The 26,097-nt window shown below is 71.7% G+C and carries 28 protein-coding genes and 1 pseudogene; 8 read left to right on the forward strand and 21 right to left on the reverse strand.

The features are described from left to right. From ACHMXE_RS01785 to ACHMXE_RS01795, 3 genes are all read left to right on the forward strand, one after another. Positions 1 to 465, forward strand: a complete 465-nt coding sequence (locus ACHMXE_RS01785; protein ID WP_209539725.1) for a carboxymuconolactone decarboxylase family protein — start codon at positions 1 to 3, stop codon at positions 463 to 465. A 2-nt stretch (positions 466 to 467) separates the two neighbouring features. Continuing rightward, the gene (locus ACHMXE_RS01790; RefSeq protein WP_395346486.1) at positions 468 to 788 is read left to right on the forward strand and encodes a DMT family transporter; all 321 of its coding nucleotides are present in this window, start codon (positions 468 to 470) and stop codon (positions 786 to 788) included. 116 nt (positions 789 to 904) lie between these two features. Next, positions 905 to 1,141, forward strand: a complete 237-nt coding sequence (locus ACHMXE_RS01795; protein WP_395346488.1) for a hypothetical protein — start codon at positions 905 to 907, stop codon at positions 1,139 to 1,141. Between the two features lie 21 nt (positions 1,142 to 1,162). Here the strand turns inward: ACHMXE_RS01795 and ACHMXE_RS01800 are convergent, their stop codons facing one another. From ACHMXE_RS01800 to ACHMXE_RS01820, 5 genes are all read right to left on the reverse strand, one after another. Next, positions 1,163 to 1,573: a hypothetical protein gene (locus ACHMXE_RS01800; protein ID WP_209539728.1), complete on the reverse strand. Its 411-nt coding sequence runs from the start codon at positions 1,571 to 1,573 to the stop codon at positions 1,163 to 1,165. Next, complete coding sequence (locus ACHMXE_RS01805; protein ID WP_209539729.1) at positions 1,570 to 1,857, reverse strand: hypothetical protein; 288 nt, start codon at positions 1,855 to 1,857, stop codon at positions 1,570 to 1,572. Before ACHMXE_RS01805 ends, ACHMXE_RS01800 begins: the two co-directional genes overlap by 4 nt. A 67-nt stretch (positions 1,858 to 1,924) precedes the next feature. Then, positions 1,925 to 4,585, reverse strand: a complete 2,661-nt coding sequence (locus ACHMXE_RS01810; RefSeq protein WP_395346490.1) for a GTP-binding protein — start codon at positions 4,583 to 4,585, stop codon at positions 1,925 to 1,927. Further along, the gene (locus tag ACHMXE_RS01815; RefSeq protein ID WP_395346492.1) at positions 4,582 to 5,715 is read right to left on the reverse strand and encodes an exonuclease SbcCD subunit D; all 1,134 of its coding nucleotides are present in this window, start codon (positions 5,713 to 5,715) and stop codon (positions 4,582 to 4,584) included. Before ACHMXE_RS01815 ends, ACHMXE_RS01810 begins: the two co-directional genes overlap by 4 nt. Before the next feature lie 58 nt (positions 5,716 to 5,773). Then, positions 5,774 to 6,718, reverse strand: coding sequence for a LysR family transcriptional regulator (locus ACHMXE_RS01820; protein ID WP_203206999.1), 945 nt, complete (start codon positions 6,716 to 6,718; stop codon positions 5,774 to 5,776). A gap of 136 nt (positions 6,719 to 6,854) precedes the next feature. Here ACHMXE_RS01820 and ACHMXE_RS01825 point away from each other — a divergent pair, with 136 nt between their 5' ends. Beyond that, positions 6,855 to 8,366 carry a CoA-acylating methylmalonate-semialdehyde dehydrogenase gene (locus tag ACHMXE_RS01825; protein WP_395346493.1) on the forward strand — a complete coding sequence of 504 codons (1,512 nt, stop codon included), beginning with the start codon at positions 6,855 to 6,857 and terminating at the stop codon, positions 8,364 to 8,366. A 54-nt stretch (positions 8,367 to 8,420) separates the two neighbouring features. Here ACHMXE_RS01825 and ACHMXE_RS01830 read toward each other — a convergent pair whose 3' ends face one another. From ACHMXE_RS01830 to ACHMXE_RS01865, 8 genes and pseudogenes are all read right to left on the reverse strand, one after another. After that, the gene (locus ACHMXE_RS01830) at positions 8,421 to 8,876 is read right to left on the reverse strand and encodes a surface-adhesin E family protein (RefSeq protein WP_395346494.1); all 456 of its coding nucleotides are present in this window, start codon (positions 8,874 to 8,876) and stop codon (positions 8,421 to 8,423) included. Between the two features lie 179 nt (positions 8,877 to 9,055). Continuing rightward, positions 9,056 to 10,642: a PepSY-associated TM helix domain-containing protein gene (locus ACHMXE_RS01835; RefSeq protein WP_395346495.1), complete on the reverse strand. Its 1,587-nt coding sequence runs from the start codon at positions 10,640 to 10,642 to the stop codon at positions 9,056 to 9,058. Positions 10,643 to 10,645: 3 nt separating this feature from the next. Further along, entirely contained in the window at positions 10,646 to 10,942 is a 297-nt protein-coding gene (locus ACHMXE_RS01840; protein WP_395346497.1) for a hypothetical protein, read from the reverse strand. Next, positions 10,929 to 11,207 carry a hypothetical protein gene (locus ACHMXE_RS01845; protein ID WP_395346499.1) on the reverse strand — a complete coding sequence of 93 codons (279 nt, stop codon included), beginning with the start codon at positions 11,205 to 11,207 and terminating at the stop codon, positions 10,929 to 10,931. Before ACHMXE_RS01845 ends, ACHMXE_RS01840 begins: the two co-directional genes overlap by 14 nt. After that, positions 11,207 to 13,750, reverse strand: a complete 2,544-nt coding sequence (locus ACHMXE_RS01850) for a TonB-dependent siderophore receptor (RefSeq protein ID WP_395347398.1) — start codon at positions 13,748 to 13,750, stop codon at positions 11,207 to 11,209. The genes ACHMXE_RS01845 and ACHMXE_RS01850 overlap by 1 nt, the downstream gene beginning before the upstream one ends. Before the next feature lie 116 nt (positions 13,751 to 13,866). Then, positions 13,867 to 14,292, reverse strand: a complete 426-nt coding sequence (locus ACHMXE_RS01855; RefSeq protein WP_395347400.1) for a hypothetical protein — start codon at positions 14,290 to 14,292, stop codon at positions 13,867 to 13,869. A 100-nt stretch (positions 14,293 to 14,392) separates the two neighbouring features. Next, a pseudogene (locus ACHMXE_RS01860) lies at positions 14,393 to 14,857 on the reverse strand (DUF4880 domain-containing protein); the annotation flags it as partial. Further along, entirely contained in the window at positions 14,850 to 15,359 is a 510-nt protein-coding gene (locus ACHMXE_RS01865; RefSeq protein ID WP_395346501.1) for a sigma-70 family RNA polymerase sigma factor, read from the reverse strand. The gene ACHMXE_RS01865 and the pseudogene ACHMXE_RS01860, both read right to left, overlap by 8 nt. Positions 15,360 to 15,524: 165 nt before the next feature. On the opposite strand from ACHMXE_RS01865, the gene ACHMXE_RS01870 reads away from it, so the two are divergent. Beyond that, positions 15,525 to 15,905 carry a RidA family protein gene (locus tag ACHMXE_RS01870; RefSeq protein ID WP_395346502.1) on the forward strand — a complete coding sequence of 127 codons (381 nt, stop codon included), beginning with the start codon at positions 15,525 to 15,527 and terminating at the stop codon, positions 15,903 to 15,905. A 307-nt stretch (positions 15,906 to 16,212) separates the two neighbouring features. Here the strand turns inward: ACHMXE_RS01870 and ACHMXE_RS01875 are convergent, their stop codons facing one another. The 5 genes from ACHMXE_RS01875 to ACHMXE_RS01895 are packed head-to-tail and all read right to left on the reverse strand — an operon-like array spanning position 16,213 to position 21,114. After that, positions 16,213 to 16,494 (reverse strand): hypothetical protein, encoded by a 282-nt coding sequence (locus tag ACHMXE_RS01875; RefSeq protein WP_395346504.1) that lies wholly within the window; start codon positions 16,492 to 16,494, stop codon positions 16,213 to 16,215. Next, on the reverse strand, positions 16,491 to 17,504 hold the full coding sequence (locus ACHMXE_RS01880) for a class I SAM-dependent methyltransferase (RefSeq protein WP_395346506.1): 1,014 nt from the start codon (positions 17,502 to 17,504) through the stop codon (positions 16,491 to 16,493). Before ACHMXE_RS01880 ends, ACHMXE_RS01875 begins: the two co-directional genes overlap by 4 nt. 31 nt (positions 17,505 to 17,535) lie before the next feature. Further along, positions 17,536 to 18,645, reverse strand: a complete 1,110-nt coding sequence (locus tag ACHMXE_RS01885; RefSeq protein ID WP_395346507.1) for an LLM class flavin-dependent oxidoreductase — start codon at positions 18,643 to 18,645, stop codon at positions 17,536 to 17,538. Between the two features lie 19 nt (positions 18,646 to 18,664). Further along, a complete protein-coding gene (locus tag ACHMXE_RS01890) occupies positions 18,665 to 19,738 on the reverse strand; it encodes an LLM class flavin-dependent oxidoreductase (protein WP_395346508.1) in 1,074 nt (357 codons plus the stop codon). After that, positions 19,735 to 21,114, reverse strand: coding sequence for an LLM class flavin-dependent oxidoreductase (locus ACHMXE_RS01895; protein ID WP_395346510.1), 1,380 nt, complete (start codon positions 21,112 to 21,114; stop codon positions 19,735 to 19,737). The genes ACHMXE_RS01890 and ACHMXE_RS01895 overlap by 4 nt, the downstream gene beginning before the upstream one ends. Positions 21,115 to 21,245: 131 nt before the next feature. Between ACHMXE_RS01895 and ACHMXE_RS01900 the strand changes: the two genes are divergently transcribed. Continuing rightward, positions 21,246 to 21,590 carry a DUF3088 domain-containing protein gene (locus ACHMXE_RS01900; protein ID WP_057591200.1) on the forward strand — a complete coding sequence of 115 codons (345 nt, stop codon included), beginning with the start codon at positions 21,246 to 21,248 and terminating at the stop codon, positions 21,588 to 21,590. A gap of 36 nt (positions 21,591 to 21,626) precedes the next feature. Here the strand turns inward: ACHMXE_RS01900 and msuE are convergent, their stop codons facing one another. Beyond that, positions 21,627 to 22,223, reverse strand: coding sequence for an FMN reductase (msuE, locus tag ACHMXE_RS01905; RefSeq protein WP_093352586.1), 597 nt, complete (start codon positions 22,221 to 22,223; stop codon positions 21,627 to 21,629). A 273-nt stretch (positions 22,224 to 22,496) separates the two neighbouring features. Between msuE and ACHMXE_RS01910 the strand changes: the two genes are divergently transcribed. Continuing rightward, complete coding sequence (locus tag ACHMXE_RS01910) at positions 22,497 to 23,738, forward strand: acyl-CoA dehydrogenase family protein (protein WP_395346511.1); 1,242 nt, start codon at positions 22,497 to 22,499, stop codon at positions 23,736 to 23,738. Here the strand turns inward: ACHMXE_RS01910 and ACHMXE_RS01915 are convergent. Further along, entirely contained in the window at positions 23,717 to 24,403 is a 687-nt protein-coding gene (locus tag ACHMXE_RS01915) for a hypothetical protein (protein ID WP_395346513.1), read from the reverse strand. The genes ACHMXE_RS01910 and ACHMXE_RS01915 overlap by 22 nt on opposite strands. On the opposite strand from ACHMXE_RS01915, the gene ACHMXE_RS01920 reads away from it, so the two are divergent. After that, entirely contained in the window at positions 24,402 to 25,049 is a 648-nt protein-coding gene (locus ACHMXE_RS01920; protein WP_395346514.1) for an acyl-CoA dehydrogenase family protein, read from the forward strand. The two genes, ACHMXE_RS01915 and ACHMXE_RS01920, sit on opposite strands and share 2 nt — an antisense overlap. Before the next feature lie 3 nt (positions 25,050 to 25,052). Here the strand turns inward: ACHMXE_RS01920 and ACHMXE_RS01925 are convergent, their stop codons facing one another. Further along, the gene (locus ACHMXE_RS01925) at positions 25,053 to 26,006 is read right to left on the reverse strand and encodes a LysR family transcriptional regulator (protein ID WP_203206984.1); all 954 of its coding nucleotides are present in this window, start codon (positions 26,004 to 26,006) and stop codon (positions 25,053 to 25,055) included. Positions 26,007 to 26,097: the final 91 nt, after the last annotated feature.

Raw genomic sequence — 26,097 nt, forward strand, 5'->3', positions numbered from 1 at the left:
ATGACCCATCGCATCGACTACGCCAAGGTTTCGCCCGAAGGCTACAAGGCCTTCGGCGGGGTGTACGCCGCGCTCCAGAAGAGCGGCCTGCCCAAGGAACTGGTCGACCTCGTCTACCTGCGCGTCTCGCAGATCAACGGCTGCGCCTACTGCATCGACATGCATTCGCGCGACCTGCTCAAGGGCGGCCTCGCCGTCGACAAGCTGGTGCTGGTTCCGGTGTGGCACGAGGCCGGCGCCGTGTTCAGCGCGCGCGAACGCGCCGCGCTGGCCTGGTCGGAATCGGTGACCCGCGTGGCCGACACCGGCGTGCCCGATGCCGACTACCAGGCCGCCAGCGCCGAATTCAGCGAAAAGGAACTGGTCGACCTGACCTATGCCATCGGCCTGATGAATGCCTTCAACCGCCTCGGCGTGACCTTCCGCGCCACGCCGGCCGCGGCCGTGGCCGCCGCCAAGGCCTGAGCGTGGCCTGGACCCTGCTCGGCATCGCCGGGCTGCTGGAGATCGCCTTTGCCTTCGCGATGAAGTCCTCCGAGGGCTTCACGCGGCTGGTGCCGGCCCTGTTCACGGTCGCCACGGGGCTGTCGAGCGTGGTGCTGCTGTCGTTCTCGATGCGCACCCTGCCCATGGGCACGGGCTACGCGGTCTGGACCGGCATCGGCGCCGCGGGCACCGCGATCGTCGGCGTTCTCGTGCTCGGCGATTCGGCGGCGCCGCTGCGGCTGCTGTGCATCGGCCTGATCCTCGCGGGCGTGATCGGGCTCAAGCTGGTCGCCACCGATTGAGCACGCCGCCGCCAGGCGCAGGAGGCATCCAGTTACATGCGCCATCGGCGCCGTCCGACGTGCCGTCCCCGACGCCCCTCGCGATCATTGCGGCCATATTCCTGGAGGTTCCCAAAATGGCTGTGGCGCAAAAGAACTGGATCGCGGATGGCGGCGGCCACAAGGAGGCTTCGCTCGCCACATGGACCGTGCTCGTGTCGCTGGTGGTGGTGGTCGTCACGATGGCCTGCCTCTACCTCGCGGTGCAGCGCGAGCGGGCGGCCGTGGCGCAGGCACCCGCGTCGGCCGTGTCGGTGCAGACGCAACCCGAAGAGATTTCGCTGGCGAGCATGCCGGTGGGATTGGCGAAGTAAGGCGGGGCGCTCTCGCACTTGTCACTCTGCTGCTGCCCGGAACGCAGCCTGAACGGCGCGCACGATGGACGGGTGCAGCACCCCCAGCTTGGGCATCTGCCCGTGAGGTGCCGCAGGCGGCACCGAAAACCATTCGGTGCTGTAGGGCAGCTCGAGCGTCTGCTTGAGATCGAACTTCGTGTCGTAGCTCAGCCCGGCAGCCGCATAGGCGGCCGGGTGGCGGTCGCGCAGGATGGCAAATTCTCCTCGGTGCAATGTCGTGGTGCGCTGGCTGGTGCCATAGGCCACGCGCACGGTGAAGCGGGGTGCATCGTCGTCGAACACCGTGAGGATCAAAGCGGGTCGCGGCTTCGGACGAGGATGGATGTCATCGGGGAAATGGCACCAGACGATCTCGCCAGCGGTGGGCTCGCCCCACCACTGGTGAATCATGCGGTCTCCGTATCGAACAGGCTCGAGCGCACCGAGCGCTTGCCACCCTGCGGTACCTTCTTCCTGATCTGCCGGACTTGGGCTGCCGTCAACGGGCCCTCGTCGGCTTCGTATTGCGGCAGCACGCGCACGGCCAGTTCATGCAACGCCTGGTGAATGGCCTGCGTTTCGTCCACGCCCAGGTGCTCCGCCAGGCGTTTGGCGGTTTCGCGCGTCACCCCGGTGGCGCTGTCGACCGGGCGGTAACGAAAAGCGATCTGGTTGGCGAGGGAACGGGTGGGCATGCCATCACTCCTTTGGATATCTCGAAGATATCCATTTTACCCGCCTCTTCCAGCGAACGAACAACGCTCAGGCCAAGGCCCTGAGCGCCACCCCCATATCGCGCCAGTTCTCGGGATGGCAGGTGAACAGCAGCACCTGGTGCCGCTGCGCCGCATCGAACAGCACCCGCTTCATCTGCGCCAGGCGCGGCGCATCGCTGTGCACCAGCGCGTCGTCGAGGATCAGCAGGGTCGGACGGCCCGCCTCCTGCAGCAGGTCGGCATAGGCGAAGCGGCTGATGATCCGTAGCTGCTCGCGCGCGCCGAAGCTCAGTTCCTGCAACTGCCCGCTCTCCACCGTGCCGCCCAGGCGCGCGCGCGTGAGCGTGGCGGGCGCGAGCCCCGCATCCATCTCCACCGTGGCGCCGGGCATCAGCAACGGCAGGTAGTGCTGCATGCGCGCCTGCAGCGGTGCCTGCAGTCGGGTCAGCGTGGCCTGCCGCTTCTGTTCGAGCTTGCGGCACAGCAGCGACAGCGCCTCGGCACGGCGCTGCAGGTCCGCCTGCCGGCGCTGCGCCTGCGCGAGCTGGCCGGCCAGCGCCTCGCGCTGTTCCTCGAGGCCCTGGGCGCCGGCCTGCTGCAGGCCGCTCTCCAGCACCAGCAGCTGTTCGCGCCGCTGCTGGTGGCCGCGCATCAGTTGCTCGATGCTGCGCCGCAGCCGCTCGATGTCCTGCAGCACGATGTCGGGCCGCGCGGCCTGCAACTCGGTCTCGGTGAGCTCGATGCGCGCGGCCAGGGCATCGGCCTCGGCGCTGGCGGTCAGCAGTTGCTGGTTGGCCTGCGCCTGGCGCTGCTGGCGGCCCGGGTCGGCCAGCGTGGCCTGGGCCGCGGCCAGTTCGCGCCGCGCCGCCTCGCTCGCGCCCTGCGCGGCCGACTGGCGGCGCTGCGCCTCGCCCAAGGTCTTGCGCAACGCCTGCTCGGCCGCCACGGCGGCTTCCTGCGCGGCCTCGGCCTCTTCGATCGACGGCGGCTCGCCCGCGGGCGGCGCGGGCAGCCGTTCGAGCGCGGCCTGCGCGCCCGCATGGCGTGCCTGCGCCTGGGCATGCTCGCCGCGCAGCGTGTCGATGCCGCGCGGCGCGACGATCGCCAGCGCCTGCTGCGCGAGCCGGGTCTGGGCCTCGAGGTCGGCCGCGGCGCGCTGCCGCGCCTGGGCCTGCGCGACCTCGTCCACGCCGAGCGAGCGCAGCGCCGCCTGCAGCGCCTCGCGCGCATCGGCATGCTGGCGCGCCAGGCCCGCGAGGTCGTTGCCGCCGGGCGTGATGATCAGTTGCCCGCCGCCGGGCAGGTGCAGCGTGGCGGGCGCGTCGACGAGCCGTTCGCCCTCGGCGCGCAGCTCGTGGCTTTCGCCGCGCGCCTGCAGGCGCAGCGCCTGGCCTTCGGGCAGCACGAACTGCAATCGCGTGGCGACAGCCTGGCGGCGCAGGTCGGCATCGCGCTCGGCGCGTTCGAGCTTGAGCAGCCGGTCGAGCTCGGCCGGCTGGATCGCCGGTGTGGAGGCGGCCGTGGCACGCAGGGCCGCGAGCCGCTCCTGCGCCTCCTCGGCGCGCGCGAGGTTCTCGGCATGGCGGGCGACCTCGGCCTGCGCCTGCTGCAGTTGCTGCTGCAGGCCGCGCCGCTGCGCTTCCTGGCTCGCCGCGCGCCAGGCCTCGCGCGCGGCATCGACGCGCCGTTGCGCCGCGTCGGCCTGCGTGCGCGCCTGGGCCACGGCCTCGTCGCTCTCGCGCAGTTGGCGTTCGGCCTCCTCGGCGGCCCGCTCGCGCGCCTGCGCAGTCGCCTGCTGTTGCGCCAGGCCCTCGAGCGCCTTGGCGAGCAGGTCGCGCGTCTCCTGCAGCTGCCGCAACCGTGCGCGGTCGCCAAGCAATTGCGCCTGGCCGGCCTGCAGTGACTCGTTGCGCGTCTGCGCGGCCTGCAGCTCCTCGCGCAGCGCGTCCCAGGGCCGGGCCGTCTCGTCGGCCTGGTGCTGCTGGCGCATCAGCGCGAGCTGGTCGACCTGCTCGCGGTAGGTGGTGATCTGCGCATCGAGCGCGGCCCGCTGCGCCTGCAGCGCGGCGGCCTGCTCGATGACCTCGGCATAGGCGGCGCGCGGCTTGCCGGTCGAGGTCAGCAGCTCGTCGCGCTGCGCGCGCAGGCTGTCGAGCAGCGCATCGCCGCCGCTCGCGGCCAGCGGTGCCGCGGCATCGCCGGCCGGGTCGCGCAGCGCATCGTGCAGGTGGTCGCGCGCATGGCTCACGTCGAGCTCCTGGCCGCGTCCCTGCTCCACCCACAGCAGCCCCGGAATGCCCCAGTTCTCGGGCCGGCTCGCGCCCTTGGCCGCGAACGAGAAGCCGAACAGCTGCGCCAGGTGGTCCTCGGCCTCGGTGCCCTCGAGGCTGCGCGCGCCGGCATCGAGCACGCAGCGCTTCTTCGCGAGGAAGCTCTTCATGAGCCGGTGCGGCTGGCCGTCGAGCAGGAAGTCGAGCTCGACCTGCGGCGCGGCGCCCGTGCCCTCGCCCCAGGGGCGCAGGTCCTCGACCTGGGTGGAACGGTGGCGCTCGAAGAAGGCAGCGCGGATGGCGCGCACCAGCGTGCTCTTGCCGGCCTCGTTGGCGGCCGCGACGATGTTGAGGCCGGGCTCGAAGCCGTCGAGTTCGAACGGCGCGCGAAAGCGCCGCAGCTGCTCGACGCGCATGCGGGTGATCTGCAGCTTCATGGCCGGGCTCCCTCCGCCGCGCCGCGCGCGAGTTCGGCCGCGAGCAGCGCCAGCGCGTCCTGCGCGATGCGCGCCTGCGCCGGGTCCGCGCCGGCCTGGGCCTCGCGCAGTTCCTGCATCACCTCGCCGAGGTAGCCGTCGGCGCGCAGGCCGGCGATGTCCTCGTCGGTGGGCTCGAGCCGCAGCGCCGACAGGTCGGCCTGCAGGTGGCGCGCGCGTGCCTCCGCGCGGCCGATCGCGGCCTGCAGCCGCTGCAACCCCGCGAGGTCGATGCGACCCTGCACGCGCAGGTCGACCACGTCGTTCGCATCGAGCCCCTCGAGCTGCGCTTCGAGCGCATCGGCGTCGGTCGCGACCTGCAGCACGCCGGCGATGGCCTGCCAGCGGAAGCGGCCGACCTGCAGCTGCGTGACACGCGGCTCGGCACCGGGCGCGTCGATCTCGACCAGCAGCGCCTGGCCCGAGCCGTTGTCCTTGAAGCGGTCGGGCTCGGGCGTGCCCGCGTACCAGGTGCGCGCGTCGATGCGCTTGCAGCCGTGCCAGTCGCCGAGCGCGAGGTAGTCGAGCCGTGCGCTCGTCGCGCGCTCAGGCGCGATCGGGTTGGCCGAATCGATGTCCTCCGACAGCAGGCCCTGCACGCTGCCGTGCGCGAGGCCGATGCGCAGCAGGCCCGCGGGCGTGTCGGCCTCGTCGAACCATGCCGTGAGGTCGTTGTAGGTGTGGCGCTGCGCGAGCGGCGCGGGCAGCACCGCGAAGCCCTGGGCCTCGAACAGGCGCAGCTCGGGCGCGAGCAGCAGGTGCACGTGGGCCGGCACCGCGCCCAGGCGCTGCGCGCGCGTCCACACGCTCTCGGCCAGCGCGGCGTCGTGGTTGCCGGGGATCAGCAGCCACGGGCCCGGATAGGCGGCGAGCGCATTGAACAGCCGGCGCAACGTGCGCTCGGACACGGTCTGGGCATCGAACACATCGCCCGCGACCAGTACCGCGTCGACCCGGTGCTCGAGCGCGAGCGCGGCGAGGCGTTCGACCACGGCGATGCGCGCCTCGGCCAGGATCGGCGCGTGCTCGGGGTCGAAGCTCGCGAACTGGCGGCCGATCTGCCAGTCGGCCGTGTGGAGAAAACGTGTCATGAGAAGAGAGGGAGGTGCGGCGCGCCTGCGCCGTGGCGTTGCATTGTCGGTGCTTCGATCACGCGTCGAAGCCCTCGGCCAGGGTCTCGCGCAGCCAGGCCACGAACACGGCCACGGCGCGCGGCACATGGGTGGCATAAGGGCGGATCGCATAGAGCTTCTCGCCGAAGGCACCAACCGAGCGCCATTGCGGCAGCACCTCCTGCAGCTTGCCCGACTGCAGCGCCGACTGCGCGCTGAAGTCGGGCACCAGCGCGATGCCCAGGCCGCTCACGGCCGCGTCTCGCAGCGCCTCGCTGTTGTTGGCCACCAGCGGTCCCGACACCGGCACCGTGATGCGCTGCACCGCCGCCTTCGAGGCCGCGGCGCGCGCCTCGAAATGCCAGGTCGGCGTTTCCTGCGCGCGCGGGTAGTGCAGGCAGTCGTGCCCGGCCAGCGCCTGCGGTTCGCGCGGCGTGCCGCGGCGGCGCAGGTAGGCGCGGCTCGCGACCAGCACGGAGCGGGTGTCGCACAGGGTCCAGGCGACGTGGGTATCGGGCGGCGCGGCCGTGTGGCGGATCGCGAGGTCGAAGCCCTCCATTGCGAGCGAGCTCAGGCGGTCCGACATGTCGAGCTCGATGCGCACCTCGGGCTGCGCGCGCAGGAAGGCCGCGAGCCGCGGCACCAGCTGCTGGCGCGCCAGCGCCACCGGCGCCGTGACGCGCACCAGCCCGCGCGGCACGCCGGCCAGATCGCGCACGCCCTCGAAGCTGTGGGCGATCTGCTCGAAGGGCCCGCGCATGTCCTCCACCAGCCGCTGGCCGGCCTCGGTGAGCCGCACGCTGCGCGTGGTGCGTTGCACCAGCGAGGCGCCGGCCGCGCGCTCGAGCTCGGCGATGCGCTGGCTCATGGCCGCCTTGCTCACGTTGAGCCGCAGCGCCGCCGCCGTGAAGCTGCCCTGCTGCGCCAGCACCGTGAGCCAGTGCAGGTGGGTCCAGAGCGACTCGATATTTTGGGTCTTCATGGATCCATTGTTCACTATGGCAAACAATAAGTTCAAGCTTCGCGTCTAGGCGAGGGCGACCGCGCTGCCTAAACTGGCCCTCGACCCCCCGCATTCCTTCGCATCCCCGCCTCCTTCCACACGAGAGACACGCACCATGCCCATCCAGTCCATCGACCATTACATCGCCGGCCAGGCCGTGGCCAACACCTCGGGCCGCACGCAGGACGTGACCAACCCCGCCACCGGCGCCGTCACCGGCCGCGCCGGCCTGGCCGATGCCAGCCAGGTCGCCGCCGCCGTGGCCGCCGCGCAGGCCGCCTTCCCGGCCTGGGCCGACACGCCGCCGCTGCGCCGCGCCCGCGTGATGTTCAAGTTCCTCGAGCTGCTCAACCAGCACAAGGACGAGCTGGCCCACCTGATCACCGCCGAGCACGGCAAGGTGTTCACCGACGCGCAGGGCGAAGTCAGCCGCGGCATCGACATCGTCGAGTTCGCCTGCGGCATTCCGCAGCTGCTCAAGGGCGACTTCACCGACCAGGTCTCGACCGGCATCGACAACTGGACCCTGCGCCAGCCGCTGGGCGTGGTCGCGGGCATCACGCCCTTCAACTTCCCGGTGATGGTGCCGATGTGGATGTTCCCGGTGGCGATCGCCGCGGGCAACACCTTCATCCTCAAGCCCAGCCCGACCGACCCGAGCCCCTCGCTGCGCATCGCCGAGCTGCTCAAGCAGGCCGGCCTGCCCGACGGCGTGTTCAACGTGGTGCAGGGCGACAAGGCCGCGGTCGACGCGCTGCTCGAGCATCCCGACGTCAAGGCCGTGAGCTTCGTGGGCTCGACCCCGATCGCCAACTACATCTACGAGACCGGCGCACGCCACGGCAAGCGCGTGCAGGCCCTGGGCGGCGCGAAGAACCACATGGTGGTCATGCCCGACGCCGACATCGACCAGGCCGTCGACGCGCTGATCGGCGCGGGCTACGGCTCGGCCGGCGAACGCTGCATGGCGATCAGCGTGGCGGTGCTGGTGGGCGACGCGGCCGAGAAGATCATGCCGAAGCTGATCGAGCGCACCAAGACGCTGAAGGTGCTCGACGGCGAGAACCTCGAGGCCGAGATGGGCCCGATCGTCACGCGTGCCGCGCACGAGCGCATCACCGGCTACATCGCCCAGGGCGAGAAGGAAGGCGCGAAGCTGCTGGTCGATGGCCGCCAGTTCGACGGCGCCAAGGCCGGCAAGGGCTGCGACGACGGCTTCTGGATGGGCGGCACCCTGTTCGACCACGTCACGCCCGAGATGCGCATCTACAAGGAAGAGATCTTCGGCCCGGTGCTGTCGTGCGTGCGCGTCGCCAACTTCAAGGACGCCGTCGACCTCGTCAATGCCCACGAATTCGGCAACGGCGTGAGCTGCTTCACCCGCGACGGCAACGTGGCACGCGAATTCGGCCGCCGCATCCAGGTCGGCATGGTCGGCATCAACGTGCCGATCCCGGTGCCGATGGCCTGGCACGGCTTCGGCGGCTGGAAGCGCTCGCTGTTCGGCGACATGCACGCCTATGGCGAGGAAGGCGTGCGCTTCTACACGAAGCAGAAGTCGATCATGCAGCGCTGGCCCGAGAGCACGCCGAAGGGGGCGGAGTTCGTGATGCCTACGGCGAAGTAAGCCGGGGCCCCTCACCCTCGCACAGGCGGCCCATCGGCCGCCTTTTTCTTTGGCTCAGCTCGCCCGCATCCGGCAAGCCGCCCGCACGATCCGCGCCGTCGGATTCGGCGTCATGTCGAGAAAACGCATCGGCTTGGGCGCCGCGCTGTAGTCGGCGACCTGGTGCGGCTCGCCGCGCCACAGCGGCTCGGCATAGAAGCGCGCCTGCACATAGGTCGCGCTCTTCGCCTGGCAGTCGAAGACCACGCGCGATTCGTACGAGCGATAGGGGACGCGGTCCCAGTTGAAGCGTGGGCCCGAGCGGTTCACGCGCACGTTCATCTCGATCAGCGGCTTTTCGGGCCTCGCCTCGCCTTCCGCGGGCGGCGGTGCCGCGATGCGGTTGGGGTCGACCTGCACCGTGTCGGCCGCCTTGTCGAGCGGATCGCCGACCACGGTGAACCACGCGGGCTGCGCCCACGCCAGACTGCCCGCCACTGAAAGACCCGCCGCCAGCCACCAATGCCTCACGCGTTTGCTCCTCGTTGTCGCGACCGGGCCCCGCCAGGTCGGCAGGGAAAATAACCGAAGAATCCGGTTCGCTGACACAGGAATTTACAGTTTTGGGCATGCCGGGTTTGTCGGACACCGGCGTGGCGGGCCTGAGGAAAGTGCCCCGTCGCCACGACCGGCGCCGGCGCGTCACGGGCTCAGCCTGCCGGCCGAGATGCGCGCGCCGCCCAGACGCTGTCCGCCGGCCCTTCGCGCGCGCGGCGGGCCGTGCGCAGCGCCATCCAGGCAAAGGCAGCGGCACCGAGCAGCGCGAAGGCATCCACGCCCAGCGCATCGGCGCGCAGCCACAACCCCGAGGACGGCAGCAGCCACCCGGCGATGCCGGTCAGCGGCACCGCCAGGGCCGCGGCCGCGGCCAGCCAGAGCAGCTCGACGGAACCCCGCGAAGCGCCGCGCAGGAAGGCCCAGGCCACGCTGCCCAGGAACACGGCGTGATAGACATGCTCGCGCCATGGCGCCGGCACCTCACCCTGCCAGGCCCACAGCCACTTCTCGGCCGCCACCGTGAGCGACAGCGCCGCCACGCAGCCGAGCGACACGCCGACCGTGCCCGCGGCCATCCACCGGCTCGAGCGGCGTTGCTCGACGCGTGCCCCGCCGCGCTCGGCACGCCGGCGCGACTCCACCCACAGCAGGTTGCCCGAATAGAAAAGAAAGGCCCCGGCCAGCCCGAGGAAGAAATAGCCCCAGCGCACGGTGCCGCCGCCATAGGCGCCGAAATGCAGCGCGAAGAAGGCCGAGACCGAGGCCATCCAGCCCGATTGCTGCCCCGCCAGGTACTCGGTGTGCAGCAGCCGGCCGTCGACCGCGCTCGCCAGCACGAACGATCCCTGCGCCTGGCGCGTCATGCAGCACGCCATGTCGCCCGCGATCCAGACCGCGGCACCGGCCGTGCCGGCCCCGCGAAAGCGCAGCGTGTGCGGCACGAAGCCCTCGGCCTGCGCGCGCACGCGCGCCTCGAGCGCGGGCAGCGGCAGCAGCGCGGCCGGCGCGGGATCGGGGCGGATCGCGCTGAAGGGGCCGCTGGCCTTCCAGATCCGCTCGAAGCGCGGCTCGCCGTAGACCACGGCCTTCTGCGCGTCGTAGATCAGGTCGTGCATGCCGAACACCACCGCGCTCAGCGCCATGACCAGATGGAACGGCAGGCTCACGATGCCGATCACGTTGTGCGCGTCGAGCCACATGCGCTTGAGGTTGCGCCCGACGCGCAGGGCGAAGAAGTCCTTCACCAGCGTCGGCCACAGCACGACCACGCCCGAGACGATCGCCAGTGCATAGAGCGCGCTGACGACGGCCATGACCAGCGTGCCGGTCTCGAGGTCGACCGGCAGCGCGACGGTGCGGTGCACCACGTCGATGAACTGGCCGAGGCCAGCTGGCGCGTCGGGTGCGATGCGCAGCGTGCCGTCGGCCGCGAAGCTGGCGCTCCAGCCGCGCTCCTCGCCGCGCGCCTTCCACGCCACGCGCTCGGGCGCGCCGTGCCGCGCCCGATGCAGGGTGAAATCGGCGCGCGCATCGGGCCGCGCGGCCAGCGTCTGCGCGATCAATTCGTCGGCGCCCGGCGACTGCGCCGCCGCCACGGCGGGCGGCGTGGCCCAGCGGTCGAGCGGGCCCTTGAACATGGTCAGGGCGCCGGCATAGAAGGCGATGAACAGCGCGAGGCCCGCGACGATGCCGGTCCAGGTGTGGACCGTCTTGTAGGTGCGAAGGGTGTCGGCGCGCATGGCTCAGCCCGAGAGATGGCGCACGGCGAACAGCACCGCGCCCGCCACGGCGGTGGCGCCACCCAGCCAGGCCCAGGCACGCAGGGCCGAGCGGAACATGAACACCGCCGAGCAGATGCCCAGCCACAGCGGCGGCACGATCCACATGTTGAACTGGTACTTGTTGAGCGGCGCCATGCCGCCCGGCCCGAGCCAGGCGAACAGGCCCGACAGCGCGATCGCGAGCGCGAAGCCGGGCAGCGCGCCCGCGAGCGCAAGCCCGCACCAGGTCGCGCCGCTCCGGTCCTCAGCGCGCGCCATGGCGGTCCTCGCTCGGCGAGCGCCGCAGCGCGGTGGCGTACGGCAGCGCGATCCACGCGCACATCAGGAGCGTGAGGGCGCTGAAGAGGCCGGCCGCCGGCTGCAGCGCGCGGCAGAACAACCCCGCACCGAGCGCGACCAGCACGCCGCCGATGCCTCGCCACACGCGCGGCTTCGACAGCGCACCGCCGAGCCGCTGATGCGGCGCGGCCCGGTACACGCACAGCGCGCCGAGCAGCGTGCAAAGACCTGCGAGCGCCGCCATCACCAGGCGTACGAGAGCGTGGCGGTGGCGGTGCGGCGCGCGCCGTAGTTGCAGGGCGAGCCGGCCAGCATCAGGCAGTGCGAGACATAGCGCCGGTCCGACACGTTGGCCACCGTCAGGCGCAGCCGCGCGCCCTTCCAGGCATCGCCGAGCAGGCCGAGGTCGTAGGAGGCACCGAGGTCCCACAGGAACAGCGCGGGCACGCGCAGGTAGGGGTCGTAGGTGCCGGCGGTGTCGTAGGCCGACATGTAGCGCGCGCCGATGCCGGCCTGCAGGCCGGGCACGCTCTCGAAGCGGTAGTCGAGCCAGGCCGAGGCCTGGTGCCGCGGCGTGCGCAGCGTGGGGCGGCCGAGCTGGTTGCGGTCGTTGCTGCTGCGCACTTCGGAGTCGGTGTACGAGTAGGCCGCGATCATGCTGAGCCGCTTCGTGAGCTCGGCCTTGGCCTCGAGCTCGAGGCCGCGCAGGCGCTGCCGGCCCGACTGCACCGAGCGCTGCGAGTCCATGGGGTCGGGCGTGAGGCTGTTCTCGAGGTCGTTCTGGTAGAGCGACGCGGTCATGAAGCCCCAGCCGCCGGTCGGCTCGTACTTCAGGCCGAGCTCGAACTGCCGGCCCTTCTGCGCGCGGAACGGCTGGTTGTAGCGGTCCACGCCGGTGACCGGCAGGAACGAGGTGGAATAGCTCGCATAGGGCGCGACGCCGTTGTCGAACACGTAGCCCAGGCCGACGCGGCCGGTGGTGGCCGAGTCCTCGGTCGGCACCACCGGCCGCGCGGCCAGCATGCGGTTGGTGGTGTCGATGGACGAGCGGTCGTGGCGCAGGCCCAGCGTGGCGATGGCGCGGCCCCAGCGGATCTGGTCCTGCAGGTACAGCCCGGTCTGGCGCACCGCCTGGAAGGTCGAGTTGGTGTAGCTGCTCGGCCGAGTGACCGGCAGGCCGTAGACCGGGTTCAGCACGTCGAGCGGCGGCACGCCGATGGCGCTGTTGGCGAAGTTGAAGGACAGCTTGCCGCGCAGGTGGTCGACGCCGGCGAGCAGCGTGTGCGCGAGCGGGCCGGTGCGCAGGCGCGCCTCGAGCTGGGTGTCGACCGAGAGCGAGCGGATGTCGTCGTCCGAGATCGCCGAGACGCGGTTGAGCGTGTGGCCGTCGGGCTGGTAGGCATTGAAGGGATGCACGCGCACCAGGAACATGTCCTGCTCGGCATGGCCGTAGCGCAGGTTCTGGCGCACCGAGACCGTGTCGTTGAAGCGGTGTTCGAAGCTGTAGCCCAGCGACTTGTAGCTGCGGTTGAAGCTGTCGGTCGACGGCTCGCCCAGGTACAGGCTGCGCGGGATGTAGCCGAACACCGGGCTCGGCACATGCGAGCCGACCACCGGGTAGAAGCGCGGGCTCATGCGCGGATCGTCCTTCTGGTAGTGGGCCTGCACGGTGAGCGAGGTGTCGGCCGACGGCCGCCAGGTGAGGCTGGGCGCGATCATGGTCTGGCGGTCGCGCTCCAGGTCGACCTGCGTGTGCGCATCGCGCCGCAACGCGATCAGCCGGTAGAGGAACTTGCCGTCCTCGTCGAGCGGCCCCGTGAGGTCGGTGGCGAGCTCGGCGCCGCCGAAGTGGGTGGCCGACAGCCGCACCTCGCGCTGCGCGACCGCCTGCGGCCGCTTCGTCACCTGGTTCACCAGGCCGCCCGGTATGGCCTTGCCGTAGAGCACCGAGGCCGGCCCCTTGACCACCTCCACGCGCTCGAGCGCATAGCCCGGAATGCGCGGCACCGCATAGCTGGCCGGATCGCCGGGCAGCGGCAGGCCGTCGAGCCACTGGGTGCCGAAGGTGTTGAAGCCGCGGATGTAGTTCCAGTCGTAGCGCACGTCGAAGCCGTTGGGCTCGGCCAGCACGCCGGCCGTGTAGCGCAGCGCCTCGGCCACGGTGCGCGCGCCCTGGTCGTCCATCTGCGTGCGCGTCACCACGTTCACGAGCTGCGGCGTCTCCAGCAGCGAGGCATCGGTCTTGGTGCCGCTGGCGCTGCGCTTCGCGACATAGCCGACCACCGGGCCGGTGGCGGTCTCGGGTGGCGCGCTGTCGTGCACGCGCACCTCGGGCAGCATGCCGTGGCCGGCCTGCACCTCGCCCGCGCCGGTCGGCGCTGGCGGCGGGGGTGCCACATCGAGCGTGAAGCTGCCGTTGGCCTGGCGCACGGCCTGCAGGCCATGGCCGCGCAGCAGCTCGGCGAAGCCTTCGCGCACCGTGAAGTTGCCCGCCAGGCCGGTGCTGCTGCGGCCGCGCAGCAGGCTGGCATCGACCGACAGCTCGACGCCCGCAGCGCTCGCGAAACTGCCGAGCGCGCGATCGAGCGGGCCGGCGGGAATGTTGAAGCCGCGCCTGGCATCGGCCGCGGCCTGGCCCGCGGGCTGGGCCTGCGCGAGGCCGACGGTGGTCGCGCCGAGCGCGAGCCCCATCCAGAGCGCGGCCGCGAGGCGGCTCGGCGCGGCCATCGGGGCGGCGCGCCTCGGCCTGCGTGGAGGGAGGGGGCGCTGCGGGAGGCGTTTCGCCATGACGGGGGTCCTTTCAGTTCGGAAGATGTCTGGTGCTCCCATGTCTTCCGGACGAGAAAGGCGGAACCTCAAGCCGCAACGCGAAAAAAACGAAAAAAGTTTCGGCCGCCGACCGTCTACCGGGCCCGCACCGTGACCCAGTAACGCGTGCGGTAGGCCGCCGACACCGGCAGCGCAAGCGCGAGGTTCTCGAGCGCGCGGTCGGTGTCGCGCAGCGAGAACACGCCGGTCACGCGCAGCTCGGCCACCTCGGGATCGCAGCGCAGCACGCCGGGCCGGTAGCGCGCCAGTTCGGCGACGAAATCGGCGACGCGCATGTCCTCGGCCACCAGCACGCCGCGGGTCCAGGCGGCCGTGCTGTCGGCCACGGCATCGGGCGCCTGCGCACGGTCGGCGAAGAACACGGTGCCCTGCCCCGCGCCCACGCGCACCATGGCCTCGGGCGCGCGCGCCGGCCGCACCGCCACCGCGCCCTCGAACACGGCCACGCGCGAAGCCTCGGCCTCCTGCCGCACGATGAAGCGCGTGCCCAGCGCCTCCACGCTGCCCTGCCGGCTGTGGACGCGGAACGGACGGTGCGCGCCGGCGGGATCGGGGGGCGGTGGTCACCAGGATCTCGCCGGCGCGCAGCACCAGTCGGCGTTCGTGCGCGTCGAAGCGCAGGTCGATGGCGGTGGCCGTGCCCAGCACCACGCGCGTGCCGTCGGGCAGCGCGATCTCGCGGATCTCGCCGGTGCGCGTGCTGTGGTCGGACGCGGCGAGCTGCCAGGTCTCGTTGCCGCGCAGCGCCGCGGCGATGCCGCCGACGGCGGCCGTCAGTCCCAGCAATTGCAGCGCGCGGCGCCGGCCCGTGCGCACCGGCTCGCGCAGCGCGTGGCGCGCGGCTTCGCGCGGCAGGGCATGGAGCGTGTCCTCGAAGGACTGCAGCCGGTTCCAGGCGCGTTCGTGGTCCGGATGCTGGGCGCGCCAGCGTTCGCAGGCCGCACGGTCCTGGTCGCTGGCCTCGCCCGACCAGAGCCGCGCCATCCATTCGGCCGCGCGCCGCACCACCGCGGGATCGAGCGGACCCGGCAGCGCGGGGCTCGGGTTCATGCGCACGTCAGCCATGCATCACCCGGTAGCAGGCCTGCAGGCCGGCCGCGACGTACTTCTCGACCGAGGAGACGCTGACATTCAGCCGCTGCGCGATCTCGCGGTAGCTCAGCCCCTCGAGCCTGCACAGCAGCAAGGCCGTGCGCGCCTTGGCCGGCAGGCCGTGCAGGATGGTGTCGACCTCGACCAGCGCCTCGACCGCGAGCGCGCGTTCCTCCTCTGAGGGCGCCAGCGCCGCGGGCATGCAGGCGATGGCCTCGAGGTAGGCGGCCTCGATCTGCCGGCGCCGGTACAGGTCGATCACCAGGCCGTTGGCGATCTGCGTCAGGTGGCGGCGCGACTCCTCGGGCTGCGGCACGCGGCCGGTCGAGAGGATGCGCAGGTAGGTGTCGTGCGCGACGTCGGCCGCGTCGAAGGCATTGCCCAGGCGCTTGCGCAGCCAGCCGCGCAGCCAACCATGGTGGTCGCTGTACAGGACTTCGACGGGCTGAGCGGATGCGGCTTCGGTGAACGCCAAGAGGACCTCTGGCCGGTGGTTCCAAGGAACGGGGCACCGGATTAATAAGAATGGTTCTCATTTTAGAGGATGACGCGCCCGGCGGAAACGGGCCCGGCCCCCGGCCGGTAGAGTCGAGCCGCCGTTCCCTGCCCCACCCACCCCATTTCGCAAAGGACCACTCTCATGACCAGAAAGCTCATCAGCTCCGGCTCCACCTTCGAACAGCAGATCGGCTACTCGCGCGCCGTCGTCGCGGGCGACTGGGTGTTCGTCTCGGGCACAACGGGCTTCGACTACGCCACCATGACCATCTCGGACGACGTGGTGGAACAGGCCGAGCAATGCCTGAAGAACATCGAGGCGGCGCTTCAGGAGGCCGGCGCCAGCCTGCGCGACGTGGTGCGCGTGACCTATGTGCTGCCCGACGGCGCCGAGTTCGAGGCCTGCTGGCCGGTGCTGCGCAAGTACTTCGGCGAGGTGCGGCCCGCGGCGATGATGATCTCGGCGGGGCTGGCCGATCCGCGCATGAAGATCGAGATCGAGGTGACGGCGCTGCGCAGCTGAGGCGCTCTCGCGTGCTGGGTGTCCCTCACTCCCCCGCGCGCCTTTGGTCCATGTGCGCCAGCAGGCTGTTCGCGCCCGCGTTGCCCCTGGTCCTCATGGCGCGCCAACGCGAGGAAATCCTCGAGCAGACCGGCCTTGGCCAAGGCCAGTTGCCCGCCGCCGGGGGCGCGAGGTCTTGCGCTCGATCGACGACGAGGTGTGCGCCGGCCTCGGCGCAAAGGATCGGGAGACGTTCCTGTGGCTGCCCCACAAGATCGCCGAGGGGGCCAAACAGGCCGAATCTTGAGCGGCTGCGAACGCCTCGCGCTCAGCGCCCGGTCGTTCCCGTCGTGCCGGTGGTCCCGGTGCCGGGGATCAGGCCGAAGCCGCCGCCCGAATTGCCGTTGTTGCCGCTGATGGCCGCGGCAAACATGGCGACGCCGGCGCCCGCGGCGATCCATTCATCGGAGGTCAATCTGCCCTGCGCATTCGACGTCGCGGCGGCCCCGCCGGCCGGCGCCGGCGTCGGAGGCGCGGGATTCTGCGCGAGCGCCGCTGACATCGAAAGCGCGGCGATGGCCGCTGCGACGGCAAGTCTGGTGGGGTTCATGGGGAGACTCCATGGGGCAAAGAAATGCGCCTCCATGCTCGCAGCTCGGCGCGTCGCGGCGTAAGCCCGGCCGCTGTTTCTTCTGTCGGAAAACGCCGCGAATGCGCTACGCGTCGGCTCGCGCGCTTCGTTTCTGGGCGCGCGCCACCCCGCGCCGCGGCTTCACGAAGCGCAGCGTCATGCGGTCCGATTCGCCGATGGCAAGGTACTTCGCACGATCGACTTCGCCACCGCGAAGGGTCGGCGGCAGCGCCCAGACGCCGTTCGCATGGTCGCGCGTGTCGCGCGGATTGGCGTTGATCTCGCTCTCGCCGTCGAACACGAAGCCGGCCGCGCGGCGCGCGCGCGATCACGAAGTCCTGCGCCACATAGCCGCTGTCGATGGTCCGTGCGAGCGAGGTGCCGGGCGGCGCGCGGTGCTCCTCCACGCCGAGCACGCCACCGGGCTTGAGCACGTCGAAGAAAGCGCGCAAGGTTTCGTCGAAATGGCCGTCGGCGATCCAGTTGTGGATGTTGCGGAAGGTCAGCACCGCGTCGGCGCCGCCGGGCGGGTGGATGTCGGTGAAGCGGTCGGTCGGAAGGGTGCCGAGCACCACGCGGCCGTAGTCGGCGGGGTCGCTCGCGAGCTTCTTCGCGAAGGCCGCGCGGGCACGCTGCTGCTCGGGCGTGCCGTCGGCCGGCGCGTGGGCCGCGTAGAGGCGGCCGCGGGCCTTGAGGAAGGGCGCGAGGATCTCGGTGTACCAGCCGCCGCCCGGCGCGATCTCGACCACCGACCATTCGGGCCGCAGGCCGAAGAAGGACAGCGTCTCGAGCGGATGCCGCGCGCCGTCGCGCGCGCGGTCGGCCGCGCTGCGCTGCGGGCCGTCGATCGCCGACTGCAGCGCGGCGAGCGCGGGATCGGTCGCGCCCATGGCAGCGGGCGCGATGGCCGCTGCGGCCAGGCCCAGCAGCAGCGCGCGGCGCCGGTCCGAATGAAGGCCGGGCATGACGGCGGAAGATGCAATGGACATGGGACGCTGCTCTTTCTCGAAATGGACGCTCTCAGGCCAGGGCGGCATCCGCGCGTGCTTCGAGCGATCGCGCGGCCGCGCCGGCCACGCGCGGCAGCACATGATCGGCGAAGCGGCGCATCTCCGCTTCGAAGGGCTGGAACTGCAGCATGAAGAGCTCGATGCCGGCCGCGTGGAAGGCCTCGATGCGGCGCGCCACGCTGTCGTAGCTGCCCACGAGCTCGGCCGCGGTACCGCCGTTCGACCCCACGCGCGGCGACTTCTGCGCGGTCTGGAACATCACGGCCTTGGGATCGATATTGGGCTTGTTGGCCGCGCGCAGCGGGGCGTCGAGCGCCGCGAGCGCGAGCAGCCGCGCATGCTCGGCGCGCGCCTCCTCGTCGGTCTCGCGCGCGACCACGAAGGCCGAGAGGCCGAACTGCAGCGGCGCCCAGCCGGCCGGACGCTCGCGGCGCCGCAGGTCGGCGATCAGCGCCTGCACGTCGGCCAGCGGCTGGCCGTTGATGAACCAGGTGTCGCCGCGATCGGCCACCAGCGCGCGCGCCGGCTCCGACTCGCCGCCCACGTAGATGCGCGGCCGCGCGCGATGCAGGCCCGCCGGGCTCAGCCGGTAGTCGTCGAGCTTGAAGTGCTGGCCCGCGAAGCGCGTGCGCTCGCCGCGCAGCAGCGACTCCACCACCTCGATCCATTCGCGGCCATAGGCATAGCGCGCGTCGTGCTCGGCGAAGGGAATGCCGGCGCGCTCGAGCTCGGGCCGGTTCCAGGCGTTGACGAGGTTGATCGCGAAGCGCCCGCCGCTGATCTCCTCGATGCCCAGCGCCATCTTCGCGAGCACCGCGGGGTGATAGAGGTAGGGCTTGATGGCCGCGATGATCTCGATGCGCGAGGTCAACGCGGCCAGCGCCGCGGCCGCCGTCCAGGCCTCGAGCTGCGCGCTCTCGCCATCGTGCGGATTGACCGTGTGCTGCGCCACCAGCACCGAGTCGAAACCGAGCCGCTCGGCCTCGAGCACCAGCGCGCGGTTGCGCCGCCACGAGGCGTCGTAGGGTTCGTCGGGGTCCTGCAGCGCGGCGCGGCTGCCGTGCACCAGCGCCCAGATGCCGAAGCGCGGGCCGGGCCCATTGGAAGAAGCAGAGGTCATGGCGATGAAGAGGGGTTGGTCATGCGGCGGCATCGCGCAGCAGCGGCAGCAATTGCTCGCCCTGCCGGCGGATCTCGTGGAGGTAGGGCGTATCGGACAGCACGAAATGCGTGATACCCAGCGCCTGGTACTTGCGCAGCGAGCGCGCGACGTCCTGCGCCGAGCCCACGAGCCAGGTGGTGGCGGCACCGCCGCCGCCGTACTTGCCGGGCGTGGTGTAGAGGTTGTCGTCGAGCACCTCGCCGCGCTCGTGCAACTGCAGCAGCCGGCGCTGGCCCACGGCCTGCGCGCGGTCGGGCTCGCCGGGTGCCGCGCCGCGCGCCATCTGCGCCACCCTGGCCTCGGCATCGGCCCAGGCCTGCTCGGTGGTGTCGCGCACCAGCGTCGTGACCCGCAGGCCGAAGCGCAGCGGCGGAAGATCGCGGTCGAGGCTCTGGCTCAGCGCCTTCAGCCGCTCGATGCGTTCCTGGATGCCGTCGCGCGGCTCGCCCCAGAACAGCTGCACGTCGGCCTCGGTCGCCGACACCCGCTCGGCCGCCTCGGAGGCGCCGCCGAAATAGATCGTCGGATGGCGCCGCGCGCCACGCACCTCGATGCGCGGCTGCACGGTGGCGTTCTCCACGCCGAAGTGCTCGCCACGATACGTCACGCCCTCCTCGGTCCAGAGCCGGCGCACCAGGTGGATGAACTCGCGCGTGCGCGCATAGCGCTGCGCGGGGTCGCCCTCGCTGTCGCCATAGGCGGCGAGCTGGTCCTTGCCCGAGACGATGTTGATGCGCACGCGGCCGCCGCTCAGGTGGTCGAGCGTGGCCGCTGCCGCGGCGAACTGCGCCGGCCGCCAGTAGCCGGGGCGGATCGCGATCAGCGGCTCGAAGCGGGTGGTGCGCGCCGCGAGCGCGGTCGCCACCGTGAAGGTGTCGGGCCGGCCCCAGCCGGCGCCGAGCAGCGCGCCCTTCCAGCCGTGTGCCTCGAGCGCCAGGGCATGCCGGGTCAGCGTATCGAGGCTGTTGTGGCCTTCGATGGCGGCGTCGCCGCGATGGCCGGCCACGACCTGGTTGGGGACGTACCAGAGGAATTTGGTGGGTTCGCTCATGCTTCGGCGTGCCGGTGGGAAGGAATCGATGCGGCCACGGCGGCAGGATGCGCGGGCCGTGCCAGCCCCAGGTGCTCGCGCAGCGTGCGGCCGGTGTATTCGGTGCGGAACAGCCCGCGTCGCTGCAGCTCGGGAATCACGAGCCGCGCGAAGTCGCCCAGGCCGTGCGGCAGCGTCGGCGCGAGCACGTTGAAGCCGTCGGCCGCGCCGGTGCTGAACCAGTGCTCGAGCTGGTCGGCAATAGCCTCGGGCGTGCCGACCACGGTCCAGTGGCCGCGCGCGCCCGCCACCTTCTCGTAGAGCTGGCGGATCGACAGGCCGTCGCGGCGCGCCATCTCGGAGAACAGCGCCTGGCGGCTCTTCCAGCCCTCGGTGACCGGCAGGTCCTGCGGAAACGGATCGTCGACCGCATAGCCCGAGAGGTCGACGTTGCCGAGGAAGGTCGACAGCAGCCCGACGCCGAGCACCGGGTCGATCAGGCCCTGCAGCTGCTCGAACTTCTCCTGCGCCTCCTGCTGGCTGCGCCCGACGAAGGGCGAGATGCCCGGCAGGATCTTGAGCGAATCGGGGCCGCGTCCGTGCGCGGCCAGCCGCGCCTTGAGGCCGGCGTAGAACGCGCGCGCATCCTCGGGCGTCTGCTGGGCCGTGAACACCACCTCGGCCGTGGCCGCCGCCAGGTCCTGGCCGTCGCCCGACGAGCCGGCCTGCACCAGCACCGGATAGCCCTGCGGCGCGCGCGGCGTCTGCAGCCCGCCATGCAGCGTGAAGTGCTCGCCCTCGTGCGCCACGCGGTGCAGCTTCGCGGGATCGAAGAAGCGGTTGGCCGCCTTGTCGTGCACGAAGGCATCGTCCTCCCAGGTGTCCCACAGGCCCTTGACGATCTTCACGTACTCATGGGCGCGCGCATAGCGGTGCGCATGCGCGAACTGCTGCGGCAGGCCGAAGCTGCGCGCCTCGAAATCGCTGCCCGAGGTCACGAGGTTCCAGCCGCTGCGCCCGCCGCTGACCTGGTCGAGCGAGGCGTACTTGCGCGCCAGGTGGTAGGGCGGCAGGTAGGTGGCCGACACGGTCGCCACCAGCCCGATGTGCGTGGTCGACTGCGACAGCGCCGCCAGCGTGACCAGCGGATCGAGCGGATACCACAGCGCGTTCTTCGCCACCACCGCGTCGGGCGGCCCGGGCAGGCCGACGTTGTCGGCGAAGAAGATGGCGTCGAACTTCGCGGCTTCGGCGATGCGCGTCCATTCGCGCAGCGCCTCGATGCGGCTCGCAGCGCCCGGGTCCACGTCCGGGTGGCGCCAGGCCGCGAGGTGATGGCCCACGCCGAAGAAGAAGGCGCCCAGGTGCATCTGGCGGCGCGCGCCCGCCTCGCTCATCGCGCTGCCTCCGGCGCCCGAACGCAAGCGCGCGATGCGGATATGCACATGTGCTTTTCTTCGTTCGCCCGCGAGCGGCTTCGCTCCATCGTTGGGTTCTTCATTTCACCGACTTCCAAAGGATTCCTCGCATGAGCCGCGACCGACTCTTCCTGCTCGAGGCAGGCTTCACCGACGACAAGCACCCGGGCGATGCCTTCGTCTGCCCCGACGGCCTGCCCATCGAGGGGCTGCTGGCCTCGGCGCCCGAACAGGCCGCGCGCCTCGAGGTGCACCGGCTGCCGTTCCCGCGCCCGCGCGCGGCCGTGGTGGCGGTGCTCGACGAGGCGCACCAGAGCCTGCCGGTGCTGGTGTTCGGCGACGAGCCGCCGGCACCGGCCGACGCGCAGTCGCTCGGCGCCCTGCGCTTCGTGACCGACACGCGCCGCATCCTCGCGCTGCTGGCCGAGCGCCACGGCTTCCCGAAGGTGCATTGACCCCCGGCGGCCGCAGTTGCTCGCCGGGGCCCGGCTTCAGGCCACGGCGTGCAGCTGCGGCCGCGGCGCGGCGGCGCGCTCGGCCTGCGGCTGCAGCTGCCGCAGCACCGGCAACGCGCGCGAGACCGCCAGCGCGATGCGCGCGCGCAGCAGTTCGCTGCGCACCTGGTAGTTCTCGAAATCGCGGTCGGTGGCGTAGACGCCGATCGGCAGCGTGTGCGACTGGAAGAAGCTGAACAGCGGCCGCAGCTGGTGGTCGATCACCAGCGCATGGCGCTCGCTGCCGCCGGTCGCGGCCAGCAGCACCGGCTTGTCGATCAGCGCATCGTGGTGCACGAAGTCGAGGAAGTGCTTGAACAGGCCGCTGTAGGCGCCGCGGAACACGGGGCTGGCAGCGATCACCAGGTCGGCCGACTCGAGGGCCACGAGGGCTTCCTCGACCGCGGCCGGCAGTTGCGGGCGGTAGAGCACCGCGCCGAACTGCGGCACCAGGTTGCCGATCTCGATCACGCGGCTCTCGACCGGGATCGCCTGGGCGATGCCTTCGATCAGCTCCTCGACCAGCACCAGGGTGCGCGAGGGGCGTTGCAGGCCGCCGGACAGGGCGACGATCTTGAGGGGGGTTTGGGGCATGGGATGGATGGCGCGGCCGGCGGGCTGCGCGTGTGCAGACTAGGGCTGCGGCCATTCTGCGCGCCGTGCGCGGCGCGTGAACCTCGACTTTCGCATGTGCTTCTGCGAACTTCGTCTATGCGGTGCCAGGGTGCGCCATATGCATGGCTGGCATGCGCGGCGGCCATGGGAAAGGACGCATATGGATGTGCGCAATTGTTCGTTCCGCGCGGCCGATGCGCGTCCCAGAATCGCGCCGGCCTTCCCCCCTCCCCCTCTTCTCTCTTCCCCCGCATGACGCTCCCCACCTCCGCCATCGACCATCCCTGGGGCGCACCGCCCAGCGCGCGCTACGACGAACTCGCGCGGCCGTTCCGCGCCGTGTTCGCGCGCATCCGCGAGGGCGCGGTGGCGCGCGACCTCGCGCACCAGCTGCCGCACGAGGAGATCGGCTGGCTGCGCGAGGCCGGCTTCGCGCGGCTGCGGCTGCCGGTCGAACGCGGTGGCGCCGACGCCAGCCTGGTCGAGCTGTTCGCGCTGCTGACCGAGCTCGGCGCGGCCGACACCAACGTGGTCAACGCCCTGCGCGCGCACTTCGGCTTCACCGAGGACGTGCTGCTCGCGCCCGAGTCGCCGTGGCGCACGCACTGGCTCGAACGGCTCGCCGCGGGCGAGCTCGTGGGCTCGGGCTTCTCGGAGACCGGCGACGCCAAGGTCGGCGCCTTCTCGACCCGGCTGCGCGCCACGCCGCGCGGGCTGCGGCTCGACGGGCGCAAGTTCTACACCACCGGTTCGCTGTTCGCCGACTGGATCAACGCCGTGGCCGACGACGACGAAGGCCAGCCCACGATGATCTCGGTGCCGCGCCAGGCCGCGGGCGTGCAGGTGCTCGACGACTGGGATGGATTTGGCCAAGCCCTCACCGCGAGCGGCACCGCCACCTTCGAGGACGTGGCCATCGATCCGCTGTGGGTCAATCCGAGCAAGCAGCGCTTTCCGTACGCCTCGCCCTACTTCCAGACCGTGCACCTGGCCTCGCTGGCCGGCATCGCGCGCGCCTCGAGCGACGACCTCGCGCAGCGCGTGCGCGAACGCGACCGCAGCTACAGCCACGGCAATGCCGCGCGCGTGTCCGACGATCCGCAGATCCTGCAGGTGGTGGGCCGCGGCCGCAGCGCGGCCTATGGCGCGAGCGCGATCGTGCTGCAGGCGGCCGGCGCGCTGCAGCGCGCGCACGATGCGCACCTCGACGGCGCGCTGCCCGACGAGGCGCGCGCCGCCGCCGCGGCCGCCTCGCACGTGGAGGTGGACCAGGCGGTCTCGGTCGTCACGCGGCTGGTGCTCGACGCGAGCACCGAGCTGTTCGACGCGCTCGGCGCCTCGGCCACGCTGCGCACGCACGGGCTGGACCGCTACTGGCGCAACGCGCGCACCATCTCCTCGCACAACCCGCGCGTCTACCGCGAGCGCCAGGTCGGCGCCTTCGCGGTCAACGGCACGCCGCCGCCGACCTTCTACCGCGTCGGCAGGAGCTGAACGCGGCCGGCGGATATGGATAGACGAATCGCTTCCTTCCGCCCCTTTCTACCCGCGGGTACTTTCGGGCCATCGCCGTTGTCCTCCAGGAGATCGCCATGAGCCTTGCCACCGCCCACCCGGCCCCGCGTGCCGGCCGCAACGACGAGCCGCCCGTGCTCGCCGAATCCGTTCTCGAACGCATCGGCGCGCGCGCGGCCGGCTACGACCGCGAGGGCCGCTTCTTCGACGAGGACCTCGAGGACCTGCGGCGCGCCAACTACCTGAAGCTCTGGGTGCCCAAGGCGCTCGGCGGACTCGGGCTCGACCTGCCCGCGGTGCTGCGCGAGCAGTCGCGGCTGGCCTACTTCGCGCCGGCCACCGCGCTGGCCATCAACATGCACCTGTACTGGAGCGGCACGGCCGCCTACCTGCATGCGCGCGGCGACCATTCCACCGACTGGATCCTGCGCGAGATCGTCGACGGCAGGATCTTCGCGGCCGGCCACGGCGAACCCAACAACGACCTGGGCCTGGCCGCCTCGACGGTGAAGGCGCAGCCGCTGCCCGGCGGCGACTACCGCTTCGACGGCCGCAAGGTGTTCACCTCGCTGGCGCCGGTCTGGGACTGGCTCGGCGTGCACGGCCTCGACGACTCCGATCCCGCGCGGCCGCGCATCGTGCATGCCTTCATCCGCCGCGCCGATCCGGGCCACCGCACCGAGGCGACCTGGGACGCGCTCGGCGTGCGCGCCACGCGCAGCGACGACACGGTGCTCGAGGGCGCGGTGGCGCAGGCGGCCTACGTGTCGCGCGTGCTGCCGGCCGGTCCGCCCCAGCGATCCCTTCGTCGACGGCATCTTCGGCGCCGCGATCCTGCCGATCGCCGCCGTCTACTTCGGCATCGCGCGCCGGGCCTTCGACCTCGCGCTCGAATCGGCGCGCAAGCGCCACTCGGCCGCGCTCGGCGGCAAGAGCTACGCCCACCATCCGGCCGCGCAGTTCGCGGTGGCGCGCGCCGCGATCGAGCTCGACAGCATCGAGGCCCTGCTCGAGCGCACCGCGCGCGACTGGGCCGAGGGCGCGGACCACGGCCCGCTGTGGCCCGCCAAGCTGCTGGCGGCCAAGCAGCATGCGGTGGACGGCGCGCGGCGCGTGGTCGACCTCGCGACCGATGTCGTCGGCGCCTCCTCGCTGCTGCGGCGCAACGAGCTCGAGCGCCTGGTGCGCGACGTGCGCTCGGGCCCGTTCCATCCGCCGAACGCCATCGCCAGCCACGACGTGATCGGCAAGAGCTACCTCGGCGTGCTCGGCGAGCCGGCCCAGGGCTGAGGTCTACTGCGCGAAGGCGTCGAGCGCCAGCGCGCCGGCCGGCCGGTCGAAGCGCTGCTCGATCTTCTGGATCGCCTGCGCGAGGAACTGCAGGAACATGCCCATCGCCACCGCGGTGGTCTGGCCCGCGCGCTGGTAGAGGCAGCTGAACGAGCGCGCGCCCGCGTCGGCCAGGCCGGTCCACACCAGGCGGCCGGCCGCCACGTCTTCCACCACGTTCTCGGCGATCAGGAAGCCGATGCCGGTGCCGCCGGCCACCAGGCGCCGCACCATCGCGACCGAGCTGGTCTCCACCAGCGGGCGGGTCTGGCGGTGCGCGCGCAGGTCGATCTGGTCGACCATCGCGCGCAGCTCGGTATCGGGCGTCATCAGGATCAGCGGATGCTCGAGGCAGTCGCGCAGCCGCGGCAGCTTGCCCAGCGCGGTGAGCGGATGGCCGGGCGGCGTGACCAGCCCGAGCTGCTGCGCGAAGGCGCCGATCTCCTCCACGCCCGGCGGCGGCTTGCGGCGCAGGCAGTAGCCGATGTCGGCCTCGCCGGTGGCGACCCAGCGCAGGATGTTCTCGCCGCTGCCCGAGCGCACGCCGTAGGTCACGCCGGGGTAGCTCTTCATCGCGGCCTCGATCACCTCGGGCACCAGTTGCTCGGCCGAGGAGTGCGAGACCGCGAGGTTGATGTGGCCGCGGCGCAGCGAGCGCAGGTCCTCGACCTGGCTCAGCGCGCTGTCGAAGTCGCGCTGGCCGCGGCGCACCGCGGCAATCATGATCTCGCCCGCCGTCGTGAGCTGCATGCCGCGCGGCAGCCGGTCGAACAGCGGCGCGCCGACCTGCTCCTCGAGGTTGAGGATCTGCTGGTGCACGGCCGCGGCCGTGAGGTGCAGCGACTCGGCCGCCTTGCGGATCGAGCCGCGGCGGGCGACCTCGTCGAAGCAGCGGAAGGACTGGGAGATGGCGCGCATCGGGGCAATGTACGTTTTTTCCTGACGCACCGTTCGAAACAATCAGATTTTCCTGACGGCTCGAGCAGCCTAGATTCGGCGCCATCGCACT

It is taken from the genome of Variovorax sp. UC122_21, assembly GCF_044056785.1.
In the GTDB taxonomy this organism is placed as follows: Bacteria; Pseudomonadota; Gammaproteobacteria; order Burkholderiales; family Burkholderiaceae_C; genus Variovorax.

What these genes read in the sequence shown, in the direction of transcription:
- ACHMXE_RS01890 (WP_395346508.1), bottom strand. Translation starts at nt 19,738, where the DNA reads ATGAGCGAACCCACCAAATTCCTCTGGTACGTCCCCAACCAGGTCGTG.
- ACHMXE_RS01795 (WP_395346488.1), top strand. Translation starts at nt 905, where the DNA reads ATGGCTGTGGCGCAAAAGAACTGGATCGCGGATGGCGGCGGCCACAAG.
- ACHMXE_RS01810 (WP_395346490.1), bottom strand. Translation starts at nt 4,585, where the DNA reads ATGAAGCTGCAGATCACCCGCATGCGCGTCGAGCAGCTGCGGCGCTTT.
- ACHMXE_RS01915 (WP_395346513.1), bottom strand. Translation starts at nt 24,403, where the DNA reads ATGCACGATGCGCGGCCGCGCGGGATCGGAGTCGTCGAGGCCGTGCAC.
- ACHMXE_RS01800 (WP_209539728.1), bottom strand. Translation starts at nt 1,573, where the DNA reads ATGATTCACCAGTGGTGGGGCGAGCCCACCGCTGGCGAGATCGTCTGG.
- ACHMXE_RS01870 (WP_395346502.1), top strand. Translation starts at nt 15,525, where the DNA reads ATGACCAGAAAGCTCATCAGCTCCGGCTCCACCTTCGAACAGCAGATC.
- ACHMXE_RS01920 (WP_395346514.1), top strand. Translation starts at nt 24,402, where the DNA reads ATGCCTTCATCCGCCGCGCCGATCCGGGCCACCGCACCGAGGCGACCT.
- ACHMXE_RS01805 (WP_209539729.1), bottom strand. Translation starts at nt 1,857, where the DNA reads ATGCCCACCCGTTCCCTCGCCAACCAGATCGCTTTTCGTTACCGCCCG.
- ACHMXE_RS01885 (WP_395346507.1), bottom strand. Translation starts at nt 18,645, where the DNA reads ATGACCTCTGCTTCTTCCAATGGGCCCGGCCCGCGCTTCGGCATCTGG.
- ACHMXE_RS01785 (WP_209539725.1), top strand. Translation starts at nt 1, where the DNA reads ATGACCCATCGCATCGACTACGCCAAGGTTTCGCCCGAAGGCTACAAG.
- ACHMXE_RS01900 (WP_057591200.1), top strand. Translation starts at nt 21,246, where the DNA reads ATGAGCCGCGACCGACTCTTCCTGCTCGAGGCAGGCTTCACCGACGAC.
- ACHMXE_RS01825 (WP_395346493.1), top strand. Translation starts at nt 6,855, where the DNA reads ATGCCCATCCAGTCCATCGACCATTACATCGCCGGCCAGGCCGTGGCC.
- ACHMXE_RS01840 (WP_395346497.1), bottom strand. Translation starts at nt 10,942, where the DNA reads ATGGCGCGCGCTGAGGACCGGAGCGGCGCGACCTGGTGCGGGCTTGCG.
- ACHMXE_RS01925 (WP_203206984.1), bottom strand. Translation starts at nt 26,006, where the DNA reads ATGCGCGCCATCTCCCAGTCCTTCCGCTGCTTCGACGAGGTCGCCCGC.
- ACHMXE_RS01910 (WP_395346511.1), top strand. Translation starts at nt 22,497, where the DNA reads ATGACGCTCCCCACCTCCGCCATCGACCATCCCTGGGGCGCACCGCCC.
- ACHMXE_RS01880 (WP_395346506.1), bottom strand. Translation starts at nt 17,504, where the DNA reads ATGTCCATTGCATCTTCCGCCGTCATGCCCGGCCTTCATTCGGACCGG.
- ACHMXE_RS01895 (WP_395346510.1), bottom strand. Translation starts at nt 21,114, where the DNA reads ATGAGCGAGGCGGGCGCGCGCCGCCAGATGCACCTGGGCGCCTTCTTC.
- ACHMXE_RS01820 (WP_203206999.1), bottom strand. Translation starts at nt 6,718, where the DNA reads ATGAAGACCCAAAATATCGAGTCGCTCTGGACCCACCTGCACTGGCTC.
- ACHMXE_RS01875 (WP_395346504.1), bottom strand. Translation starts at nt 16,494, where the DNA reads ATGAACCCCACCAGACTTGCCGTCGCAGCGGCCATCGCCGCGCTTTCG.
- msuE (WP_093352586.1), bottom strand. Translation starts at nt 22,223, where the DNA reads ATGCCCCAAACCCCCCTCAAGATCGTCGCCCTGTCCGGCGGCCTGCAA.
- ACHMXE_RS01835 (WP_395346495.1), bottom strand. Translation starts at nt 10,642, where the DNA reads ATGCGCGCCGACACCCTTCGCACCTACAAGACGGTCCACACCTGGACC.
- ACHMXE_RS01850 (WP_395347398.1), bottom strand. Translation starts at nt 13,750, where the DNA reads ATGGCGAAACGCCTCCCGCAGCGCCCCCTCCCTCCACGCAGGCCGAGG.
- ACHMXE_RS01845 (WP_395346499.1), bottom strand. Translation starts at nt 11,207, where the DNA reads ATGGCGGCGCTCGCAGGTCTTTGCACGCTGCTCGGCGCGCTGTGCGTG.
- ACHMXE_RS01815 (WP_395346492.1), bottom strand. Translation starts at nt 5,715, where the DNA reads ATGACACGTTTTCTCCACACGGCCGACTGGCAGATCGGCCGCCAGTTC.